This is a genomic window from Halopiger thermotolerans (assembly GCF_054654555.1).
In genome coordinates, this window is sequence record NZ_BAAIEU010000003.1 from 386,991 (window position 1) to 407,411 (window position 20,421).

At 62.0% G+C, this 20,421-nt stretch carries 19 protein-coding genes; 7 read left to right on the forward strand and 12 right to left on the reverse strand.

Annotation, left to right across the window (positions count from 1 at the left end):
• Window positions 1-2: 2 nt before the first annotated feature.
• Both ACYQ26_RS07020 and ACYQ26_RS07025 read left to right on the forward strand, forming a co-directional pair.
• A complete protein-coding gene (locus tag ACYQ26_RS07020) occupies window positions 3-1,040 on the forward strand; it encodes an LLM class flavin-dependent oxidoreductase (RefSeq protein WP_459808157.1) in 1,038 nt (345 codons plus the stop codon).
• Window positions 1,041-1,595: 555 nt separating this feature from the next.
• Window positions 1,596-2,375, forward strand: a complete 780-nt coding sequence (locus ACYQ26_RS07025) for an SDR family NAD(P)-dependent oxidoreductase (RefSeq protein WP_459808158.1) — start codon at window positions 1,596-1,598, stop codon at window positions 2,373-2,375.
• A gap of 53 nt (window positions 2,376-2,428) precedes the next feature.
• Here the strand turns inward: ACYQ26_RS07025 and ACYQ26_RS07030 are convergent, their stop codons facing one another.
• Entirely contained in the window at window positions 2,429-3,640 is a 1,212-nt protein-coding gene (locus tag ACYQ26_RS07030) for an oligogalacturonate lyase family protein (protein WP_459808159.1), read from the reverse strand.
• 413 nt (window positions 3,641-4,053) lie between these two features.
• On the opposite strand from ACYQ26_RS07030, the gene ACYQ26_RS07035 reads away from it, so the two are divergent.
• The 4 genes from ACYQ26_RS07035 to ACYQ26_RS07050 all read left to right on the forward strand — a co-directional run bounded on the left by ACYQ26_RS07035 (window position 4,054) and on the right by ACYQ26_RS07050 (window position 9,005).
• Complete coding sequence (locus tag ACYQ26_RS07035; protein ID WP_459808160.1) at window positions 4,054-5,910, forward strand: DUF2264 domain-containing protein; 1,857 nt, start codon at window positions 4,054-4,056, stop codon at window positions 5,908-5,910.
• Between the two features lie 109 nt (window positions 5,911-6,019).
• Window positions 6,020-6,325 (forward strand): L-rhamnose mutarotase, encoded by a 306-nt coding sequence (locus ACYQ26_RS07040; RefSeq protein WP_459808161.1) that lies wholly within the window; start codon window positions 6,020-6,022, stop codon window positions 6,323-6,325.
• Window positions 6,326-7,077: 752 nt separating this feature from the next.
• Window positions 7,078-8,142: a hypothetical protein gene (locus ACYQ26_RS07045; protein WP_459808162.1), complete on the forward strand. Its 1,065-nt coding sequence runs from the start codon at window positions 7,078-7,080 to the stop codon at window positions 8,140-8,142.
• Between the two features lie 89 nt (window positions 8,143-8,231).
• Window positions 8,232-9,005: an inositol monophosphatase family protein gene (locus ACYQ26_RS07050; RefSeq protein WP_459808163.1), complete on the forward strand. Its 774-nt coding sequence runs from the start codon at window positions 8,232-8,234 to the stop codon at window positions 9,003-9,005.
• Between the two features lie 21 nt (window positions 9,006-9,026).
• Here ACYQ26_RS07050 and ACYQ26_RS07055 read toward each other — a convergent pair whose 3' ends face one another.
• The 7 genes from ACYQ26_RS07055 to ACYQ26_RS07085 form a co-directional block, all read right to left on the reverse strand.
• Complete coding sequence (locus ACYQ26_RS07055) at window positions 9,027-9,845, reverse strand: inositol monophosphatase family protein (RefSeq protein ID WP_459808164.1); 819 nt, start codon at window positions 9,843-9,845, stop codon at window positions 9,027-9,029.
• 69 nt (window positions 9,846-9,914) lie between these two features.
• Entirely contained in the window at window positions 9,915-10,730 is an 816-nt protein-coding gene (locus ACYQ26_RS07060) for an energy-coupling factor transporter transmembrane component T family protein (RefSeq protein WP_459808165.1), read from the reverse strand.
• Complete coding sequence (locus tag ACYQ26_RS07065; RefSeq protein ID WP_459808167.1) at window positions 10,727-12,442, reverse strand: ABC transporter ATP-binding protein; 1,716 nt, start codon at window positions 12,440-12,442, stop codon at window positions 10,727-10,729. Before ACYQ26_RS07065 ends, ACYQ26_RS07060 begins: the two co-directional genes overlap by 4 nt.
• A 12-nt stretch (window positions 12,443-12,454) precedes the next feature.
• Entirely contained in the window at window positions 12,455-13,309 is an 855-nt protein-coding gene (locus ACYQ26_RS07070) for a DUF8171 family membrane protein (protein WP_459808168.1), read from the reverse strand.
• Window positions 13,310-13,485: 176 nt separating this feature from the next.
• Window positions 13,486-13,839, reverse strand: a complete 354-nt coding sequence (locus tag ACYQ26_RS07075; RefSeq protein WP_459808293.1) for a hypothetical protein — start codon at window positions 13,837-13,839, stop codon at window positions 13,486-13,488.
• 168 nt (window positions 13,840-14,007) lie between these two features.
• Entirely contained in the window at window positions 14,008-14,532 is a 525-nt protein-coding gene (locus tag ACYQ26_RS07080; RefSeq protein ID WP_459808170.1) for a DUF7970 domain-containing protein, read from the reverse strand.
• A complete protein-coding gene (locus tag ACYQ26_RS07085; protein WP_459808171.1) occupies window positions 14,529-15,419 on the reverse strand; it encodes a ParA family protein in 891 nt (296 codons plus the stop codon). The genes ACYQ26_RS07080 and ACYQ26_RS07085 overlap by 4 nt, the downstream gene beginning before the upstream one ends.
• An 889-nt stretch (window positions 15,420-16,308) precedes the next feature.
• Here ACYQ26_RS07085 and ACYQ26_RS07090 point away from each other — a divergent pair.
• A complete protein-coding gene (locus ACYQ26_RS07090; RefSeq protein ID WP_459808172.1) occupies window positions 16,309-17,295 on the forward strand; it encodes a calcium/sodium antiporter in 987 nt (328 codons plus the stop codon).
• Between the two features lie 137 nt (window positions 17,296-17,432).
• Here ACYQ26_RS07090 and ACYQ26_RS07095 read toward each other — a convergent pair whose 3' ends face one another.
• The 4 genes from ACYQ26_RS07095 to ACYQ26_RS07110 are packed head-to-tail and all read right to left on the reverse strand — an operon-like array spanning window position 17,433 to window position 20,419.
• Window positions 17,433-17,633 (reverse strand): CbaC protein, encoded by a 201-nt coding sequence (locus tag ACYQ26_RS07095; protein WP_459808173.1) that lies wholly within the window; start codon window positions 17,631-17,633, stop codon window positions 17,433-17,435.
• On the reverse strand, window positions 17,633-19,375 hold the full coding sequence (locus ACYQ26_RS07100) for a b(o/a)3-type cytochrome-c oxidase subunit 1 (protein ID WP_459808174.1): 1,743 nt from the start codon (window positions 19,373-19,375) through the stop codon (window positions 17,633-17,635). Before ACYQ26_RS07100 ends, ACYQ26_RS07095 begins: the two co-directional genes overlap by 1 nt.
• The gene (locus tag ACYQ26_RS07105; protein ID WP_459808175.1) at window positions 19,368-20,213 is read right to left on the reverse strand and encodes a cupredoxin domain-containing protein; all 846 of its coding nucleotides are present in this window, start codon (window positions 20,211-20,213) and stop codon (window positions 19,368-19,370) included. Before ACYQ26_RS07105 ends, ACYQ26_RS07100 begins: the two co-directional genes overlap by 8 nt.
• Window positions 20,210-20,419, reverse strand: coding sequence for a hypothetical protein (locus ACYQ26_RS07110; RefSeq protein WP_459808176.1), 210 nt, complete (start codon window positions 20,417-20,419; stop codon window positions 20,210-20,212). The genes ACYQ26_RS07105 and ACYQ26_RS07110 overlap by 4 nt, the downstream gene beginning before the upstream one ends.
• Between the last annotated feature and the right edge of the window lie 2 nt (window positions 20,420-20,421).

Below are 20,421 nucleotides of genomic sequence, written 5' to 3' on the forward strand. Positions count from 1 at the left end.
CCATGTCCGAGGACGTCACATTCGAGTTCAACGTGCCGGTGTTCGCCGGCGCGCCGGACGAGGGCGACGACGAGCCGGTGCACCGCGACACGCCCCGCTACGAGCGACTGGACTGGGAGCAGACGAAGGCGGGCATCCTGAAGGCCGAGGAACTGGGCTTCGACGCCGCGTGGGCGCCCGACCACCTCATGCTCGGGCGCGACCACGCCGAGTACGAGGCCTGGACGCTGCTGTCGGCGATGGCCGGCTTCACCGACGACATCAACCTCGGGTCGCTCGTGCTCTGTAACGACTACCGCAACCCCGCCTTGGTCGCGAAGATGGCCGCGACGCTCGACGTCATCTCGGACGGCCGTCTCGAGCTCGGCCTCGGCGCGGGCTGGCACGAACCCGAGTACGAGGCCTACGGCTGGGAGTACCGCGACGGCTTCGAGCGGCTGATGCGACTGGACGAGGGCATCCGGCTGATGAAGGAGATGTGGGCGACCGACGCCGGCGAGGGCGCGACCTTCCAGGGCGAGCGCTACGAGATCGAGGACGCCTACTGCGACCCCGGTCCCGTGCAGGACCCCCATCCGCCGATTCTGGTCGGCGGCCAGGGCGAGCAGGTGACGCTGAAGCTCGTCGCCAAACACGCCGACGTCTGGAACACCGACGTCTTCAACGGCGACGTCGAGACCCTCGAGCACAAGATCGGGGTCATCGAGGACCACTGCGAGACGGTCGGGCGCGACCCCGACGAGATCGAGTACTCCTGGGACGGCCACGTCATCTGCACCCGCGACGAGGCGAAACTCGAGTCGCTGATCGACCTGATGACGCCGATCCAGTTCGAGGAGGAGTACCAGGATCAGGCGCCGATCGAGACCGAGGAAGACGCCCGCGAGTACATCATCATGGGGACGCCCGAGGAGTGCGCCGAGGCGATCGAGCGCCGCATCGAGGCCGGCGTCACGAAGTTCCAGGGCTGGTTCATCGACTTCCCCGACACAGACGGGATGGAACTGTTCGCCGACGAAGTCGCGCCGCAGTTCCGGTAACGCGGGACTCGTTTTCTGCGGGTTCGGTTCCGTGTCCGTCGATCGATACCCGTCTCCGTTCGCTATCGAATCGATCGTCGAGTTGCCACCCTTCCGTTCGGCTTCGCGTTCCGGCTCGAGGGTCCCGAAATCGCTCGTCCGGCGGGAACACCGTCCCACCTGCGATGAACCGTCCGGTATCACCGGACGAGATAAACGGACTCGTGCTCGTGACCGAACTCCGTACGATACCCCTCGAGGACCGCTGTTACGGTAGAATTCGACTCCTTCGAACGCCACCCACGATTTCGCCCCACCATTTCATTACACCCGTACTACTGTAATTCATGATGGCGTCCGATTCTGGTGATAGCGGACGTGCGTCGGAATCGAACGGAATTCACTATCACATAACAGGGCCCGCGCCTGCGCGATACGCCGCGCTCAGCGCGATAGCGGCGGCGAGGGGCCGCACGAAAGATTCGAATTCGTCCGTCGACACCGGACAAACGATCGGCCGCGGCGTCGGTTGGCGGCGGGCGGTACACCTAAGGAATCGTCCCCCGCAGAACCGGTATGGGCTCGAGCGAGTACGATTTCACCGGCGAGACGGTCATCGTGACCGGCGGCAGTTCGGGGATCGGCCGGGCGGTCGCCCGGCGGTTCGGCGATGCCGGCACGACCGTCCTCGTGGCCGACGTTCGCGAGTCGCCGAAGGGCGACGACGACCGCGCGCCGACGCACGAACGGATCGAACGCGACGGCGGCAAAGCTCGGTTCGTGCAGACTGACGTCTCCGATCCGGCCGATCTCGAGGCGCTCGTCGGGGCGGCCCGCGAGTTCGGCGGCGTCGACGTCATGGTGAACAACGCGGGCATCTTCCGGGGCGGCTCGCTGTTGGACCTCGACGTCGAGACGTTCGATGCGGTCTACGAGACGAACGCGCGCAGCGTCTTCGCGGGCTGTCGGGCGGCCGCCGCCGACATGGTCGACCGCGGCGTCTCGGGTTCGATCGTCAACACCGCCTCGATCAGTTCCGAATACGCGCAGGTCGGCCACGCCGCCTACGATCCCTCGAAGGCCGCGATCACGATGCTCACCCGGGTTGCGGCGCTCGAGTGCACCGAGTACGATATTCGCGTCAACGCCGTCGCGCCCGGTCCCGTCGACACGCAGATCGGCTCCGAAAACGACGGCTCGAGTACCGACGGGTCGGCGTTTCAAAAGCGGAATCCGATGGGGCGGCGGGCATCGCCGGACGAGATCGCCGGCGCCTACCTCTACCTGGCAAGCGACGACGCGTCGTTCGTCACCGGCCACATGCTCTACGTCGACGGCGGGCACGCGATCTACTAACACGACGAATCCAGTCCGTCGTTCGCCGCGAAAAGGGCGACCGGAACTGCCCGTCAGTCCCACGCGGACGGCTCGTACTCGGGGAGTCCCTCGAATTCCGGGACGTCGACGAGGTAGACGTTGCTCGAGCCGTCGTACCGGTCCGAATCGAATACTACCTGCGAGCCGTCCGGACTAAATCGTGAATGGGGGTGGGGGCTCTCGGGCTTCCAGTCGACGGTCGCGAGGGCGCGCGGCCCCTCGTACTCGCCCGCGTCCTCGTCCCATCGGTAGAGGATGTTGTAGGGCAGTCCCGTAAAGGAGCCGTCGCAGACGAGCAACTCCGGCGAGTTCGCGTGGGTGTGGGTCAGCGCGTACACCTCGTCCGGGAGAGCGGTTTCCCGGCGGTCGGCGTCGTCGTAGCGGACGCTGCCGATGAACGGCTCCGGATCGTCGGCCCGGTCGCGGCCTTGCGGATCGCGCATCGAGCCATGGTAGCCGATCCGCTCGCCGTCGGCCATCCAGTACTCGTGGCCGATGCCGGCGTCCTCGGGCACCTCGCGGACCTTCCAGACGTCGGCCGTCTCCGCGTCGGCGACCCAGATGCGGTGCTCGACGCCGTCCCACGGTCCCTCCTGGCAGAACGTGAATAGCTCGGGGCGGGTCGGCGAGGCGTTGACGTGGCTGCTGATCCAGCGGTCCTCCTCGTGGATCAGTTCGGGGTCGCCGCCGTCCTCGTCGACCGGCACGGCGAGAATCTTCGCGTGCGGTCGCGCCTCCATCATCTCGTCCATCCACGGCCGTTCGCCCGGGAGGTCCACGTCCGCCTCGACGACCGCCGCGTAGACGACGCTCCCGTCGGCGTTGACGTCCATCGACCCGCCTTCGTACCCCTCGGGTGCCTCGTAGAGGACGTCGGTGACCTCGAGTCGCTCGAGGTCGAACCGAACCAGGGTGTCGTCGACCCAGAAGTACGCGTCCGAGGTCTCGTGGTGGATCGAAGTTTCGCCCTGGAACCCCTCGAGCGCCGTCACCTGTGTGATCAGTCCCGACTCGAGGTCGATCGAGAACAGCTGTCGGCTCCCCGTTCGGTCGCTGCGAAACAGCAGCCGCCGGCCGTCGTCGTACCAGCCGTCCTCGGTGAAGTAGAGGTGGTAGTCGTCGTCGGGATGGTTCGTTAGGCGAGTCACTCGAGCGCCCGTGTGCGGATCGTCGTACTCCTCCCACTCGGCGGGCCATGTGGCACCCGCTCTGGGGCCCTGCGTGATCGTATCTGTCGATGGCATGAGCAGCTATGCATGCCGTCGTCGCGGGGAGAGTTAACTATCCCGGCTCCGGCGATCGGCGAAAAACGCGCGAACAGAGTCGTCCGCCGCTACGGCAAGGCTACCGTGCGGGCGGGAACCCAGTGGGCCGACATGCGCCACGCCTACGTACAACGCGACGGCGCGTGCACCTTCAGACCGTTCAACTACCTCGTCGTTCGGGACCTCCAACTCGAGTCGTCGGGGAGTTCGTCCGCTCGCACGACCGCTACTGGGAAACGGAGGGGCGGTTGAACGCCGTCTATCCCAACGGCGATAGCAAGCGCGACATCCCCGACTTCACCGAAGCCTTCCCCGACTGGGTCTGGCGGTACTACCGCGAGTCGGGCGACCGGCGCGGAAGAATTAACTGTCAGCCGAGAGAGACGGTCGGTATGAACGACGTCGTCGACAATCCGCTAGAGACCCGCGCCGATGTCCAACGCGCGGTCCGACAGCTCGTCGAACCGCTCGAGAACCACCGCAGTCCCGGCGGTGCCCGCCTGAAACCGAGCGAAGCGGGCGCCTGGTTCCCGGACGCCGCGGCGGATCTGGAGGGGTTCGCGCGACCGCTGTGGGGGCTCGTCCCGCTGGCCGCCGGCGGCGGCGAGTTCGACGGCTGGGCGCGGCTCCGCGAGGGGCTGCGAAACGGCACGGATCCCGATCATCCGGAGTACTGGGGACCTGCGGGGGACTACTCGCAGAAACACGTCGAGACGGCCGCGATCGGCTTCGGGCTCGCGCTCGCACCCGACCGGCTCTGGGACCCCCTCGAGCCGGCGACGAAAGACCGGGTCGCGGCGTATCTCCGGCAGGTCGACGACGCGTCGCTGCACGACTGCAACTGGCTGTTCTTCCGCGTACTGGTGCACCTCGGCCTCGAGGCCGTCGACGCGGACTACGACCGCGAGTTATCCGAGGAGACGCTCGATCGCCTCGAGTCCTTCGCGACGACGGACGGCTGGTACGCCGACGGACCGGCCGAGGAGAGTTCGCGGGATTACTACATCCCGTGGGCGATGCACACCTACGGGCTCATCTACGCGACGCTGGCCGAGGGCGATTCCGAGCGGGCCGACCGGTTCCGCGAGCGCGCCGCCGACTTCGCGCCCCAGTTTCGCCACTGGTTCCGCGCGGACGGCGCGGCGCTGCCCTACGGACGGAGCCTCACGTACCGGTTCGCGCAGTCGGCGTTCTGGGGCGCGCTCGCGTTCGCCGACTGTGAGGCGCTCCCGTGGGGCCAGGTGAAGGGGCTGTGGCTGCGCAACCTCCGGTGGTGGCTCGAGCAGCCGATCTTCGCCGACGGCGGTGCGCTCTCGGTCGGCTACCGGTACCCGACGCTGAAGGTGAGCGAGCCGTACAACTCCCCCAGTTCGCCCTATTGGGCGCTGAAGGCGTTCCTTCCGCTGGCGCTCGAGTCGGACCATCCGTTCTGGCGGGCCGATCCCGATCCGCTTCCGGACCTGCCCGAACGAGTCGTCCAGCCAGAGCCGAAGCTGATCGTCTGCCGCGATCAGACGGCGGACCACCACTACGCGCTCGCCGCCGGCCAGTCGACCCACTACCGCGAGAAGTACACCAAGTTCGCCTACTCGAGCGAGTTCGGCTTCGGCGTCCGCGGTCGCCGCCCCGGACTCGAGGGTGCGGGCCTCGACAGCGCACTGGCGCTGAGCGAGGACGGCCGTGCGTACCGAATTCGGGAGTCGGTCGACGAAACCGCCGTCCGGGACGGCACGCTCTACTCGCGGTGGACGCCCTGGGACGACGTCCGCGTCGATACCTGGCTCGCGCCTGCGTCGCCGTGGCACGTCCGGGTCCACCGCGTCGAGAGCGATCGGCCGCTCCGCAGCGCCGAAGGCGGATTCGCGCTCCCCAAGGGCGAGGACGACCGGCCGGATCGCCACGAGTACCGGACGGGAACGGGCCGAGCGTGGTGTCGAACGCCCGGCGGTACAAGCGGGGTTCGCGACCTCCGAGCGGACGGCCGCGAGCAACGTGAGGGCGAAACGACGAACGGAGAGCCGAACACGAACGTCTGCCACTCGCGAACGACGATCCCGACGCTCGTCGATGAACACGACCCCGGAACCCACTGGCTCGTCACGGCGGTGACGGCGGCCCGCGACGGGGGTGACGAGCAGTGGAACCAGGCCCCGACGCTCGAGTCCGTTGACCCGCTCGTCGTCACCCACGACGACGCGGAACTGCTGCGTCTCGAGCGACCGGTCGACGCAGGGGATTCGGACGCCTAGTGTCGTTCGCCGTCGCGCGACGCGAGGTCGTCGCACACCCGAGGACCGTCGACCCGTCGCGGCTGACGGCACCCGAACATCTATGTCATCGTGAGAAAACGGTCTTCGTATGGAACGAATCGCGTTCCACCTGGAAATCGTCGACGGACAGCGAGACGCGTACCGCGAGGAACACCGGAACGTCCCGGACGAACTCGAGGACGCGTACCTCGAGTCCGACGCCGGCATCGAGACCTACTCCGTGTTCGAGCGCGACGGCCACGTCTTCGGCTATCTGGAACTCGAGAATCCGGACGCCATCAAGGAGGTAATGGACGAGAGCGACGCGCAAGCCGCGTGGGACGAGGTCATGGACGGCATCCTCGAGCCGAACGACGGCGACATCTGGCTGGATGAAGTGTATCGGATGAAGTGACGCGGTCTTCTCTCGAGTACCCGTCGAAAAGAGGTGATCGGGATACGACGGTTGGTGGTGCTGAGTATCGGTCTCTCCTCGATAGTTATCTGATTTGAATACTAGTAGAGAATTAGATATTACCACTGCCGAATGATCGAACAGGGTGTTCACGATCGGGTACAGAAAGTCCCTTTTCAACTCGCGACTGGCGTGAAATCGAATCGCGTTGCACTCCATGAACCCGTGATCTGAATCGTCGACCAACAAAAGTGGTTGTGACTGTGGTTGCTCTCGATAGAAACGAAACCCACCGTACACGGCTATTTCGGCGACTTTAGTGATCGCTTCTGACGGAAATCGATCGAGAAGCGCGACGCCAACGATGTCGCGTATCTCGTCGGTCGGACGCGTTCTCTCCGATCAGCGATCCGCCGACGCGGCTGGCCATCCCGAGACGAAAACAGAAATCTCGATCCGCCGTTGGACATAGTATTCAATCGAGGAGTCGATTCATATTTTCTCTCGCTGACTGTTATAGTGACAGGCCCTCAACCGACAATACGTCTACTAAGGTCACTATTTGACTATAGAGAGTGGGGGGTCTTTCAGAACCCGAATTGATTCCGTGCTGACTTTCGGTTATCTGGTGACGGCTAAGTAAAAGACGCGTTAGAGGGCACATAGGGCCAAAATTTTCAGTGGCATCGAAATTACATTCCTCTCATGGCACCTTCCATAACATTTTTGACAGCGGTGTCTTCTGGATACCCATGGAAAAATTCCACCCGTATGATAGAGTCGCGTGGGACGAGCACGAACAACATCTCACGCAGTTTCACACGCACGAGCCGCGGAACACGATACGCGACGACACGTCCGTTCACGAACCGAGTATCGACGCAGAAACGATCCCGATCGACGATCTCGGGAAAAACAATCTCTCGCCGGCGTCCTCGCCGCGGACGCTACTGAAGAAATATCGAAACGTCGGATACACCGTTTTCTCGCTAACGGAGCACGAGTACTACGTCGAGCGATCGAAGTACAAAGACGTTCCCTACGAGGAGATGCCCGACCGACTTGATCAAACGAGTTGGCCCTGGACGAAGTGGGACATCAATCCGGCGGACGTAGGTGTGGTCGCACTTCCGGGAACTGAATTACGGGCGTCGCACCACGGCTCGCTTCACGATGTGATCGGCCTGGACACGGATATCGGACACGGACGACAGGCCTCGATGACTGCCCTACTCGATCGTATCGCGGACCAGGACGGGTTGGCGATCCTCCCGCACCCGTCGAAATACAACGACGCGTCGAACTACGAACAATACGTCTCGGTGTTCGAAACCGCTGACGTCCTTCTCGGAATGGAGATCTTCAATGGGAACGATCGGTATCCGAGTCGCGAACTGTGGGATCGATTGCTCACGCACTTTGGACCCGATCGACCGATCTGGGCGTTCGCCGGCGACGACTACCACGGCCGCGCCCGTCCACGGGACGGCAAACGGTTCAATCGGTCGCGGATCGTCCTACTTTTGTCTACTCATTCGAAGGAAGCCGTCCGAGAGGCAGTGACCACGGGACAGTTTTACGTTCAGCACAACGGGAATCATCACGCACCGTTCATCCGCTCGATCGACGTGACGGACGACGCAATTTCCGTCGCTGCCCCCGATGCGATGAGGATAGAATGGATCGCCGACGGCGATGTCGTCGCAACCGGCGAAACGGTTCCGAACGATCGATTCGTCGATCGGACGTACGTCCGAGCGGAAGTTCACGGAGACGGACGGGCCGTTAGCTGTACCCAACCGTTCTATCCGGTCTGAGGGGACGCGGCTCGCGTACACCGGGACGGTACATAGGACCACATAGCACTCATAGCAAACGAATAGACGGCGACCCAGACACACACCGTATGGCTCGGCATCCACATCTCTGGGCTGCGCTGTTAGCAGCCCGTCGCGGTGCTGAAGCGCTTGCATCGTGGGACGAGCATCACACCGATCGCGCAGCAGGCCAAGAACCGGCCAGAACCTGCGATTTGGCCACTGAAAAAGCGATTTTGAACGAACTCGAGCGTCACTTTCCCGAGCACAACGTGATTTCGGAGGAGCGCTATCCGGGGTTCGCAACGAAACCGCGATGGATCGTCGATCCGCTAGATGGACGGATTAACTACCTCAACGGTATTCCCCACTATTCGGTGTCGATCGCGTTTGAGGGGACAGGAGCAGCGGACGTGAGCGTCGTCTACCATATTCCGTCGGACAAACTGTTTACGGCTATCGAGGGGCAGGGGGCGTACCTGAACGGTCGCCCCATCTCGGTTTCGGACACGGCCACACTCTCGGATGCACTGGTGGTTACGGGGTTCGATCCGACGACGATCAAGGAACAAAGCTTCGATCAGTTCCGTTCGCTACTCGATCGGACTCAGGGAGTGAGACGGTTTGGATCGGCCGCTACTGAACTCGCGATGGTCGCTACCGGGCAGTTCGATATCTTCTTCGAGCGGGTGCTAAGCGTCTGGGATACGGCTGCTGGCATACAGATCATTGAGGAGGCCGGTGGCGAAATCACCCGAATCGAGCAACTGGACGGGAGTAATCGCGAGATGGTCCTTGCGTCGAATCCGCAGATCCATCAGGAAGCCGTCTCGCTCATTTCCTCGAGCGGTCAGGGTAATTGAGCGGCGGCCCGAAACGGCAGCTCAGTCCGCGTCCGGGTTCGCTGCTTCGTTTCGATAGAGTTGACACAACTCTCCGTGAACGCGTCCGTTCGAGGCGACGATGCCGACGTCCCGTTCCTCGGCCGTGAAATTCACCGGCGATCCGTCCCAGTCGGTCACTGTTCCACCGGCTTCCTCGACGAGCAAACTCCCCGCAGCAACGTCCCAGGGAGACGTGTACTTGTCTAGAAAACACTCGAACGTTCCGTTCGCAACGAACGAAAGATCGCACGCGCCAGCCCCGAGTTGGCGAAGTCCTCGCGATCGGTCAGGCGGAAAGAGGTGCTGATACACCCGACGCAGCCGACCGTCGTCGACGATCGGGGGTGAGATACCGAATAGCACGGCACTTTCCGCCAGCGAGGGCGCTGAAGATACGGATATCGGTCGTCCGTTTTTTCGAGCACCGTTACCCGCGACCGCAGTGTACATATCCTCGCGTTGGGGATGGACGACGACACCGACGACCGGTTCAGATTCGTCTAGCAACGCGATCGACGTGCAGTAATGCTCGAACCCGGTAACGTAATTTGCGGTCCCGTCGAGCGGATCGACGACCCACGTGAACCGTGCGGCTCCGTCGCGCCCGGCCTCCTCGCTAATAATCGCGTGCTCCGGATGGGCCTCCGTAATAATCGAGCGAATGATCTGTTCGGCACGGAGATCGATCTCCGTTACCAGCGTCCCCTCTCGTTTCTGCGCCGTGTCGTAGTCCGACCGGAAGTTCGATCGGAGGAGTTCGCTTACTTCCGTCGCTGCTGTCTTCGCTGTCGTCAGAAAGTCGTCGAATGCAGTTCCCATGTGTTCTGATCGATGTCTGGTGTGTGTCCTGATTCTACTCGGAGTGACCGACGTGAGAAGACGAGAAGACTACACGAACGGAAGGATAATACCTGCGACGACGATCGCCGAGCCACCGATGAAGAGCACGTCGAATCGGCCGACACGCAGGTCGCCTAACTGTAATTCACGGCTTTTGTCGTTTGCTAACGAATACGAGAAGCCCCTCGTCTCGAGCGCTTCGACCGTCACGCGACTTCGTTTTGCGACGTCGAAGATCATCGGATAGAACGCCCTGATCGAGAGCCGAATCAGGTAGACGTAATAGCGCCATTTGAAACGACCGGGCGATTCTGGTGCCCGGCTTCGAAGGCGGTAGACGTTCACCGTCTCGTGGTACTCTTCGATGAGAACGGGCAACATTCGGTACCCGTAGCTGATCGCGAACGTGAACTGGCGCGGGACGCCGATGCTCATGAACGCGCGGCTGATGTTCTTCGGGGACATCCCGGAGAACACGGCGATTGACGTCACCGAGACGATCGTCAGTTTCGTCGTGTAGGGAAGCAGTGCCGTCGCACTCTGTACGAAATTCCCGCCCATCAGTACCGTTACGAACGCGTACAAGAGCACGTTCGTTACGACGCCAAACGCGAGTAGCGCGATCAGATACTTGCTGACTCGAGATACCATCGCGAGGACGGACACGAACGCGAGCAGCCCGCCGAGAATTCGCAGATCGTAAAACAACCACGGAATGACGAGGAACACGCCGTACCACGCAAGTAGCACGCGAGGATCGAGTCGATTGAAGATCGTCCCCTCGTTGTCGTACGCGGTGCGGAGCAGATCCTGTTTCAACGACTCGATCGACAGTGCGTCCCGGAACTCGTCGTGGTAGCTCATCGGTTGCTCCCCTCAAGGGCCGGTGCGTGTTCGGAGAGTCCGTCGGCCAACTCCGAGACGGTCGTCGCAGGCGGCGAGATATCGAGGTCGTCGCTCAGTCGAACGACTTGCGGCGCCCGTAGGTTACACCGTTCGAGACGGTCGAGATCGGCAAACACGTCTCTCGGTGTCCCGTCCGTTTCGACGGCACCGTCATTCAAAACGATCACGCGCGTCGCCCACTCGGCGACCAACTCGAGGTCGTGTGTGGCGATGATAACCGTCTCGACGCGGTTATCAGCGCGGTGTATCGTCCGTTCGACTTCACGGCGACTCGCCAGATCGAGGCTTCCGGTCGGCTCGTCGAACAACACGATGGACGGGTCCGTCGCCAGCCCGATTCCGAGCGACGCGCGGCGCTGCTCACCGACGCTTAACAGTCGACCGTCACGGTCCTGTACCTCCTCGAGGTCGAGAAATTCGATCACTTCGTCAACCCGTTCCTCGACGTTCGCGACGTCGCGTTCTCGCAAATAATAGGCAATGTCTCCTCGGACCGAGTCGCGGATAAACATGTCCTCGGGGTTTTGATCGACGTAGGTGATGTCCGCCGCCAGTGCTTCCGGAAGGACAGCATCGGTGTCGGTTCCGTCGACAGTGACGCGCCCGGAATCGGGCTTCTCGATGCCGGTGATCAACCGCAACAGCGTCGATTTCCCGGCACCGTTAGCGCCGACGAGCGCGATCCGCTCGTCCGGATAGAGATCCAACGAAACGTCTTCCAGTACTCGAACGTCGCCATCGCGGAGTGTCGTGTATCCGTGATCGACGTTCTGGAACGAGACGATCGGCTCGACTTCCGATTGTCCTCGTTCGATTTCCTGGTCGTCCGTTTGATCCGCCTCGTACTTGAGCGATCGATACCGGTCGATCGCATCGGCGTACGTCGTCGGGAGATCTCCGCCGTCGTCGATTCGTCTGGCGACTCGAGTCACTTGCGGGGGATGAATGCGGTGCTCTCGTAGCTCTTCGATTCGATTGAGCCCCTCGTCAGTCGGCCGCTTCCATTCGACGGTGCCGTCTGCCACCAGCGCAACGGTATCACAGTACTCGGCGATGAATTCGGTATGGTGCTCGATCGTAACGACCGTAATTCCCTTCTCGTTTAGCGACTGTAGTCGTTCGTAGGTTTTGTGCGCACGAACGGGATCGAGTTGTGCGGCCGGCTCGTCGACGATGAGGATCTCTGGCTCCATCGTCAACGCCGCACCGAGAGCGACCAGATGCTGCTGACCGCCGCTCAACTCCCATATGAAACGGCCATCGACCGTTTCGATATCCAACTGTGAGAGCGTGTTGAGCGCCCGCTCGCGGTAATCATCTCGCCCGTAATTGACGGGGCCGAACGTCAGTTCGTCGTGGACGGTCGGCGTTACGAGCTGATTTTCGAACTCCTGAAACACGTAGCCGACGTCGCGGGAGAGGTCCGCCACGGACGCATCGCGGGTATCTTGCCCGGCGACGCGTACGCGACCGTCGAACTCGCCCTCGAAGAAGTGCGGGACGAGTCCGTTGAACGTTTTACACAGCGTCGTCTTCCCGCTCCCGTTTCCGCCCAGGATAGCGATAAACTCGCCGCGGTCGATACGTAAATCTGCTTTCTCTACTACCGGTTCGTCAACCCCCGGATATCGGAAGGTGACATCCGACACGTCGATAGCTGTCTCTGTCATGCTTACGCCCGTTTACGCGGAGTGTTTTGCACGCTGCCAGACGACGATCGCGACGAGAGCGGCCGCAACGATCGGGACGGCAATAAACATCTCACCGTACGCGTCCATGAATTCGGGCGCCCACACGACGTTCAGCCCGAAGCCGGATTCCGCGGCCGCCGCGAACCCGAACGCGAGGGGGAACGCAATCAGTACGGACAGTGCTGCCGTCCACGAGAAACCGCGTAGCATGGACGCCCCCTGCGTCCCCTTGTACGGTTCCATTCCCATCAGCGGCTCGATCTTTCCGTGGAGTTTAGGATACAGATACAGTGCCGGAATAACCCCGAAGATGATCCCCGTGATCACCATCTGCGTGAGAAAGTCGACGCCCTCGAGCACGAGTATGCTCTCAGGGAGTCCCGGCACCGCTTCCAGTTCTTCGACGCCGATGTACACCTTCCCGATATCGACGAACATGGCGAGGAACTCGTTGAGCCCCTCAGCGATGAGGACGACCGCGGCGAGTTGGCGGCGATTCCTCGGGTCCTGAAACAGCAGTGCCGCGAAGAAGAAACACGTCGAAACGAGCAGCAAGTCTTCCATCACTCCGAGTCCATTGAAGTCGCCCAATAGCACGTCCTCGAAGACGATTTCTCCCATCGGAACCGCGAGTGCGGCCCAGAATGTTCGAAACAGCAACACCAGCACGATCGGAATGAAGATGAAGTCACCGACACCCAGTTCCAACGGTCCGACGTCGAATTCGGGTAGTACCTCCGTAATTGCGTATTGTAAGCCGCTGAGGGACATGACGAAAATGAACACCGTCATATCTCGTTGGCCGAAGCTGAACCAACTCGTTTTCTCTGTAGCCATCTCTGACATACAGATACGCCGTCGGCTGATATCGGTATGAACTTTGATATTATTTATATATCTGGGGATAGAGGTACATAGATCAGTAAATAGGAGGGGGGTCTTTCGGCGGGACGGCCAGACGGACGAGCAATCAAATCAGCCGTTATACAGCCACTGTGCCTGTTCAGTACGGCTGGATTCGCTCAGTACTGTTCTCGTACCGTATCGATTTTACACTGAACGCAGCGGTCATCGGCAAAACACGAAACGCTATCGTAGGGACAATCATACGCTTCGACGGTAACGGACTGCCGACGTTTCTCTCGCCGCCAGATACGTTCCCACTCGTCGATATCCATCTCAGCGGACGTAAAGACGACGTTCCCGTCTCGGTCCACGATCTTTGCTACTGTAACCGAGTCCCGGTTTGCCGTCACGATCTCGATCGCTTCGTCGTACGAGGAACAACTGATCGTTTCCGTTCCCGTCCGATCATCGAGGAGGCGAACGGTAATCGACCCGTCGTACTCTTCGGTCGGTTCTAACCCCGGAGTCATGGCGGAGACACTCGAGAGGACTGTCGCTTCCATATCTGTCCGTCCGCTGAGGACGGATTCTTGTCTAGTGGCGTCTGCCCCTCCCGATATGTTAGTTGGTCCCGAGTCATCGGCTAGCGCTCTATAAGAGTACGCTCGACGCGGTCGTGATAGTTACGGTATGCTCAGCTACGACGAGTGGCGGCGTACGTCCGCAATCGTTTCGGGCACCTCGTCGATATGCTCGATTGCGACCTTCAACAGGGCGTCGTGGATTTCTCTCGTCTCCTCGTCCCGGATCCCCATCCGACGGAGTTCGGGCGTGACGGTGATTCCGAGTTCGTCCTCGAGTTCGTTCCACGTCTCGTCACGGGCGTACAGCGGTTTCTGTCGCACTTCGCTGTATTCGAACGCCGGTCCGGTCTCCGCCGGTGACTGCTGTTCGGCGGCAGTCTCGTCGTTCGCCGTCACGTCGTTTGAGTCGTCTTGTCGTGACGGCTGACTCGAGTCAGTGTCGTCGGCGCGCGATTCCGACGATTCCGCTGTCGCTGTTTCGGTTTTCGACGTCGCAGTGCCCGCGTCGGCGGTCTCCGTTAAGTCCGCTGCGGATCGGTCATCCGGGTCCGTCGCTGACTTCGGTTCCGAATCCGACTCTGACTCGGAATCCGTCGCCGTCTCGTCGTCCGCTTTGAGGTCGTCGAACGGGTTGCTCATCGGTCGATCCCTCCGCTGACGACGATTTCAGCCAGTTCCTCGTAACACGAGATCTGATCGCTTTCTGGATCGTAGTCCTGCAGTGGCTGGTTGTGCTGGAGCGAGCGCGACAGTGCAGAGCGATGTCGAATCCCCGGCTTCGGTGCGTCCATCTCGCCGGCGTCGATCGCCTCGAACTCCTCGGCCGTGATCCGGGCAAACTCCGGGACGGCCTCCTGCAGCGGCTGTCCGGGATTGACCTCGTAGGTCGCAGTATTCAAGTTCTCGAGGAGTTCGCGGTCCTCCGTCTGCTGGTCAATTCGGTCGCCGAGTTTGTTCGGGACGACGGCCAGCACGTCGACGTCGATGTACTCGCGGGCCGGTTCGATCAACCGCTCCATCGTGCGCTTGTAGCCGCCGATCGCGCTCGAGCCGGGTTCGATCGGGATCATGACGTTGCCTGTCGCGACGAGCGCGTTGTTGTTGAGCATCCCCGGATACGCCGGGCAGTCGAAGACGACGTAATCGTAGACGTCGCCGAGCAGGGGGTCGACGATCTTCGATTTGACCCGGGCCGACCCCTGCATCGCGCCGGCGAGATCCTTCTCGACGTCCTCGAGGGTATTCGACGAGGGCAGCAGGTCGAAGCCGTGGTCCGTCGGTCGGATCAGATCCTGCGGCGTGGCGTCGCCCTCGAGGATGACGTCGCCGAGGTTGATCTCGCCCTGGTAGGCCGCCTCGAATCCCAGCCCGTTCGTCGCGTGCCCGTTCGGGTCGAGGTCGGCGAACAGCGTGTCGCCGCGCTCGGCGAGCTGTCGCGCGAGGTTCATCGCCGTCGTTGATTTGCCGACACCGCCTTTCAGGATCACGACGCTTACGGCGCGTGGCTCGGTCGTTGGTTCGTCCATGGGTATCTTCGCCCGCCCGATCGAGGTATGATAGGTACCTATTGTCCCGTGCGTGGTTGGTTCAGCGGGCAAGAAAGACATTTTATTCTACCTTCTTAATTCTACCTACTGTAACTTCGATAGCTGTAATAGGTAGAATAGGTGCAGTAGGCAGCTTTCGCAAGCTACCTAGTTCACCTATTGCACCTATTTTTCCTATTGTGGCTGTCGTAGGTTCGGTAGCTCCGGGAACTGTCTCGCGTAGTGAACGCACTCGAGGCGCGGAAGGGTCGATAGCTGTCCCGCTAATAGCTACTCGACCTACTTTCTGATAGCTACCTATTGCACCTATTGTATACGGTGGAGAAATTCTACCTATTGTAACTATCGTTCCGATTTACCGTTAGGTAGCTATCGTGACTCGAGGAGAGACTACGAACGAGTCCAATAGCGACTGGACCGCTTGAGTGAGCCCTACCTATCGAGCCCATCGTTCCTACGGCACCCACCTCATCTGTTGTACCTATTGCTCCTATCTTCCCTATTGCAGCTATTATCCCCAATTCAAATATTGTACCTATTGTCCCTATTCCGGTCGCTCAACGAATCTACGCGGAGAGAGTCACCGCACGAATCGGTAGAGAGCGGAAGTCGATCTCCGAGAACCAGTTGAAACCCAGCGGACGAACGGGTTCGAAGCGAGGTGAGGTGGGCAGGTCACACGGTGATTCGTTCCTCCCCGCAGATCGGCACCCGCCCTCGAGCGCTGCGCGTACGAGTACCGATACCGCTACCACTGCTGCGGACGGTCAAGGATCGTGCTGAGCGGGGGCGGATACGTGTCCTACAGCGAGAGGGCGAGCGAAAGGACACCCAACATTGATTTACCGATCAACTGAATGCCCGTACCATGGTTCAAGTGGGCGTCGTCGGTCAAATAGGCGTTATCTTCCTGTCAGTTCTGGGCCTGTGGATCGGCGCGCGACTCCTCGTGGATGCGGTCGTCCGATTGGCTCGACGGTTCGGCCTCTCGGACCTCGTAATCGGACTGACGATCGTGGCGATGGGGACGTCGACACCGGAGCTCGCGGTCTCGGTCGACGCCGCGCTCAAAGGGTTAGGCGACATCGCAGTCGCGAACGTCCTCGGCTCGAATATTTACAACCTGGCGTTCATTCTGGGAGCGATTTCGTTGCTGAAGGTGATTCCGATCGAGAAATCGCTCGTCCATCGCGACGGTGTCGCGCTGCTGACGAGCACGCTCATCGGTGGCATCATCCTGTTCGACCTCCGGGTCTCGAGGGTCGAAGGTACGCTCCTAGTGGGATTGTTCGTCGCTTACACGGCCTATCTGCTCCGGGGCAACCACACGGAATCGGAAGGACCGACCGATCAGCCGTCCGGGGAAGGAGCGGTGACCCGTCAGGTGACCGAACGGGTGGCCTTTCGCGGGCGAGACGCCGCGTTTCTCGTGGGCGGGCTAGCGCTGGTGCTGATAAGCGGCGACTACATGGTACTGGCCGCCTCGGAGTTAGCCCGTGGCGCCGGCATCTCCGAATGGGTCATCGGCGGGACGATCGTCGCCGCGGGAACCTCGACGCCGGAATTCGCCGTTTCCCTGGTGGCTATCAGACGGGGAAGCCTCGGGGTCTCGGTCGGTAACGTCGTCGGCAGCAACATCTTCAACATCACGGGGATCATGGGCGTGGCGGCGATCATTCGGCCGCTCGTGGTGAGCGGTACGGCACTGGGGACGCTGGCGTGGTTAGTCGGTATCGTTCTCCTGATGGTCACCGCCCTCTGGACGGGCCGAGTACTCTCTCGGTTGGAGGGGGCCCTGTTCGCCGCCAGCGAAGGCGCTCGGTGGATCCTCGGTCTGCTCGGGCTGATCGGATAGCTCCGTGATACGATTTTCAATACGTGGCCTCTGCCGCCTTCGGGAGCAATCGGTCATTCCTCGGTCACCGACTCGACCTGTACTTACCGCGAATTTCGCGTCCGACTCGAGAAAACGGATCGTAGTAGCGAGTCACGTTACGCGTTCGTCCTATTCGCGTCACGTCGCGAGGGGAGCACCGCCCAGATCACGATCGCAGCGGCGACGACGACGCCGATCGCGACCGTCTCCAGAACAGAGAGGTAGATCCCGAACCACGAGAGCGCCGTCCGCAGCTCGACGACGATCGGCACGAGGACGGCGAGCACGACGAGCAGGCTACCCCTCGAGATGCGCATTAGACGACCACCTCCCGGACCGTCTCGAGCGTCTCGAGGACGGGCAGTGCGTTCGGACCGAGACTGAGCTGGTACCCCTCGATGCCGGAGCCGAACAGCCCACCGCCGTTCACGATACTCGCGAGCGGCAGCGTGTACGCGAAGATCACCAGCACGACCGCGATGGCCGTCCAGAGTTTGAGGTTGTCGAGGACGACCGGCGCGTCTTCGGGGCCCGATAGCGTGCCGGCGTAGGTGTTGTCCGGGATCGCGTCGCTCGGGCCGTTGAACGACGTGAGCGTGACGTTCAGGAGGAACAGCGCGAGCGACACGGTGAGCAACACTGCGCCGAGCGCGACCTGGGCGTTGATCTCAGCGACGGTGCCGACGGCGGGTTCGAAATCGAATCCCTGGTACTGCGGTTCGGCGGTTCGGCGCGGCATTCCGAACAGTCCGGACCGGTGCATCGCGTTGGACATGAACGTCATGCCGACGAACCAGATCAGGACCTGTCCGAGTGCGACCGACCGGTTCCACAGTTCCTTGCCGGTCACCTGCGGGAGGAACCAGTAGGTCGCCGCCATGAACGTCAGCGCGACGGCGGTGCCGACGGTCAGGTGGAAGTGGCCGACGACCCACCAGGTGTTGTGGACGAGGTAGTTGATGTTCATGCCGGCGTTGATCATGCCGGAGAAGCCGGCTGCGGCGAACATCAGCCCCGCGAGGGCCATCCCGGTGAAGACGGGATCGCGCCACGGGAGCGCCTTGAGCCAGCCGAGATACCCCTCGCCGCCGCGCTGGCGCGCGCCGTGTTCCATGCTGGCGACGACGGTAAAGGCCGTCAGCAGGCTGGGAAGCAGCAGGAACATCGTGTTCGTCATGGCGATGAACTTGTACCCCTCCGCGATGCCGGGGTCGAGGTACTGGTGGTGGATCCCCGTCGGAGTCGACAGGATCAGGAAGAGCACGAAGACGACGCGCGCGAGCGGGTCGCTGAACAGCTTGCCGCCCGAGAGCTTCGGCAGCATGATGTACCACAGCATGTACGCCGGCATCAGCCAGAAGTACACGACCGCGTGGCCGAAGTACCAGAACAGCGTCCGGGTCAGCAGCGGGTTGACCGAGTCGACGATCCCCAGCGACCACGGCAGCAGGAAGACGAGGATCGACGCGGCGACGCCGAGCGTACAGAGGTACCAGAACAGCGTCGTCGTCAGCGTCATGAACGTCGGGAGCGGGATCCGTTCGTCGGGGTTGTCCTTGCGCCAGCCCCACCAGGTCCGGAACCAGTCGGCGCCGGCGAGCCAGGTCCCGACGACGAACAGCACCAGCCCGACGTAGAAGATCGGATGCGCCTGCAGCGGCGCGTAGAACGTAAAGAGCACGTCGGCGCTCGCCGGAATCGCGTCGACGACGCCGCCGAGGATCGCGATCCCGGTCAGCGCCGTTCCGACGACCATCAGCCCGTACCAGCCCCACGTGAAGCGTAAGTCCTCGAGACCGCGGTCGAGGCTCGTCGTCACCGCCCACGTGAAGAGGCCGACGAGGAAGAAAATCGTGAACACGATCGCCAGCAACACGCCGTGGGCGGTGAGGACGGTGTAGTAGTCCGCCGAGTCGATGACCCGGAGGACGTCCGTCCGGTGGAGCGCCTGGACGAGACCGAGGACGCCGCCGATCGCCAGCGCGACGAACGAACTCCAGAACGCCGCCCTGATCACGCGCGCTTCGTCGGGGAACTGGTCGACGTAGGCGTTACGCATCGTCCTCACCCCCGTCGTCGGCAGTGGCGTTGCCGGACGTCTCGTTCCCCGCGGAGTCGCCGTCGGCGGCGGCGGCGGCGGTGACCGACACCGTGCCGCTCTCCTCGTGGCCGTCGACGGTCACCGTCCAGTCGTGGTCGCCCTCACCGAGGTCGTCGCCCGCGACGGCGAACGAAACGGTTTCGCTGCCGTCGCCGGGAACGGTGATCGGCTCCTCGTACGTGTCACCGCCGATCTCGAGCGTGGCCGTCGTCTCGAGGTCCTCCTGCAGCCCGTTGGTCACGGTCGCGTTGATCGTCGCCGACTCGCCCGCCGTGATTTCGTCGGGCCCCTCGGCCGACAGCTCGGTCAGGTCGAACTCGTCCTCGGGAACGACGGTCAGTTTCCCTTCCATCGTGTGGTGACCGGAGCCGCAGTATTCGTTACAGAGAATGCCGTACTCGGCCGGTTCGTCGAACTCAACGGTCATCTTCGATATTTCGCCAGGAATTACCATCGTGTTGATATTCGTTCCGGGAACGGTGAAGCTGTGCGTCACGTCCCGACTCGTCACGTAGAACGTCACCGTGCTGTTCGCGGGCACCTCGATCTCGCGAGGAAAGTACGTCCACGCCTGCGCGACGACGTTCACCTCGTACTCGTTGCCGCCGACGTGGGTCACCCCGGGATCGGAAAAGCGCTCGTGCTCGTCGATGTTGTCCGGATCGATGTCACCGCCCTCGTCGTCGATCATCGCGATGCCGGGGCCGACCGCCCCGTACGTGATCGTCGCGATGAAACCGACGATCAGGACCATCGCCGCGACGAGCCAGATCTTCTCGTAGGTGTGGATGTTCATGCGACGCCCACCACCGTCGCGAGCGTCCCGATGACGGTCGGTCCGTTACCGAGGAACTCGACGAAGTACATGAACAGCCACAGCAGTACCAGTATCAGGAAGTAGAGCCCGATCAGCACGGCCGTCCCGATCGGGTCGTACTCCTCGTGGCCGATCTCGCGAACGCGGTCGGCCTCCTGGGGTTCCGTTTCTGTCGCTGAACTCATAC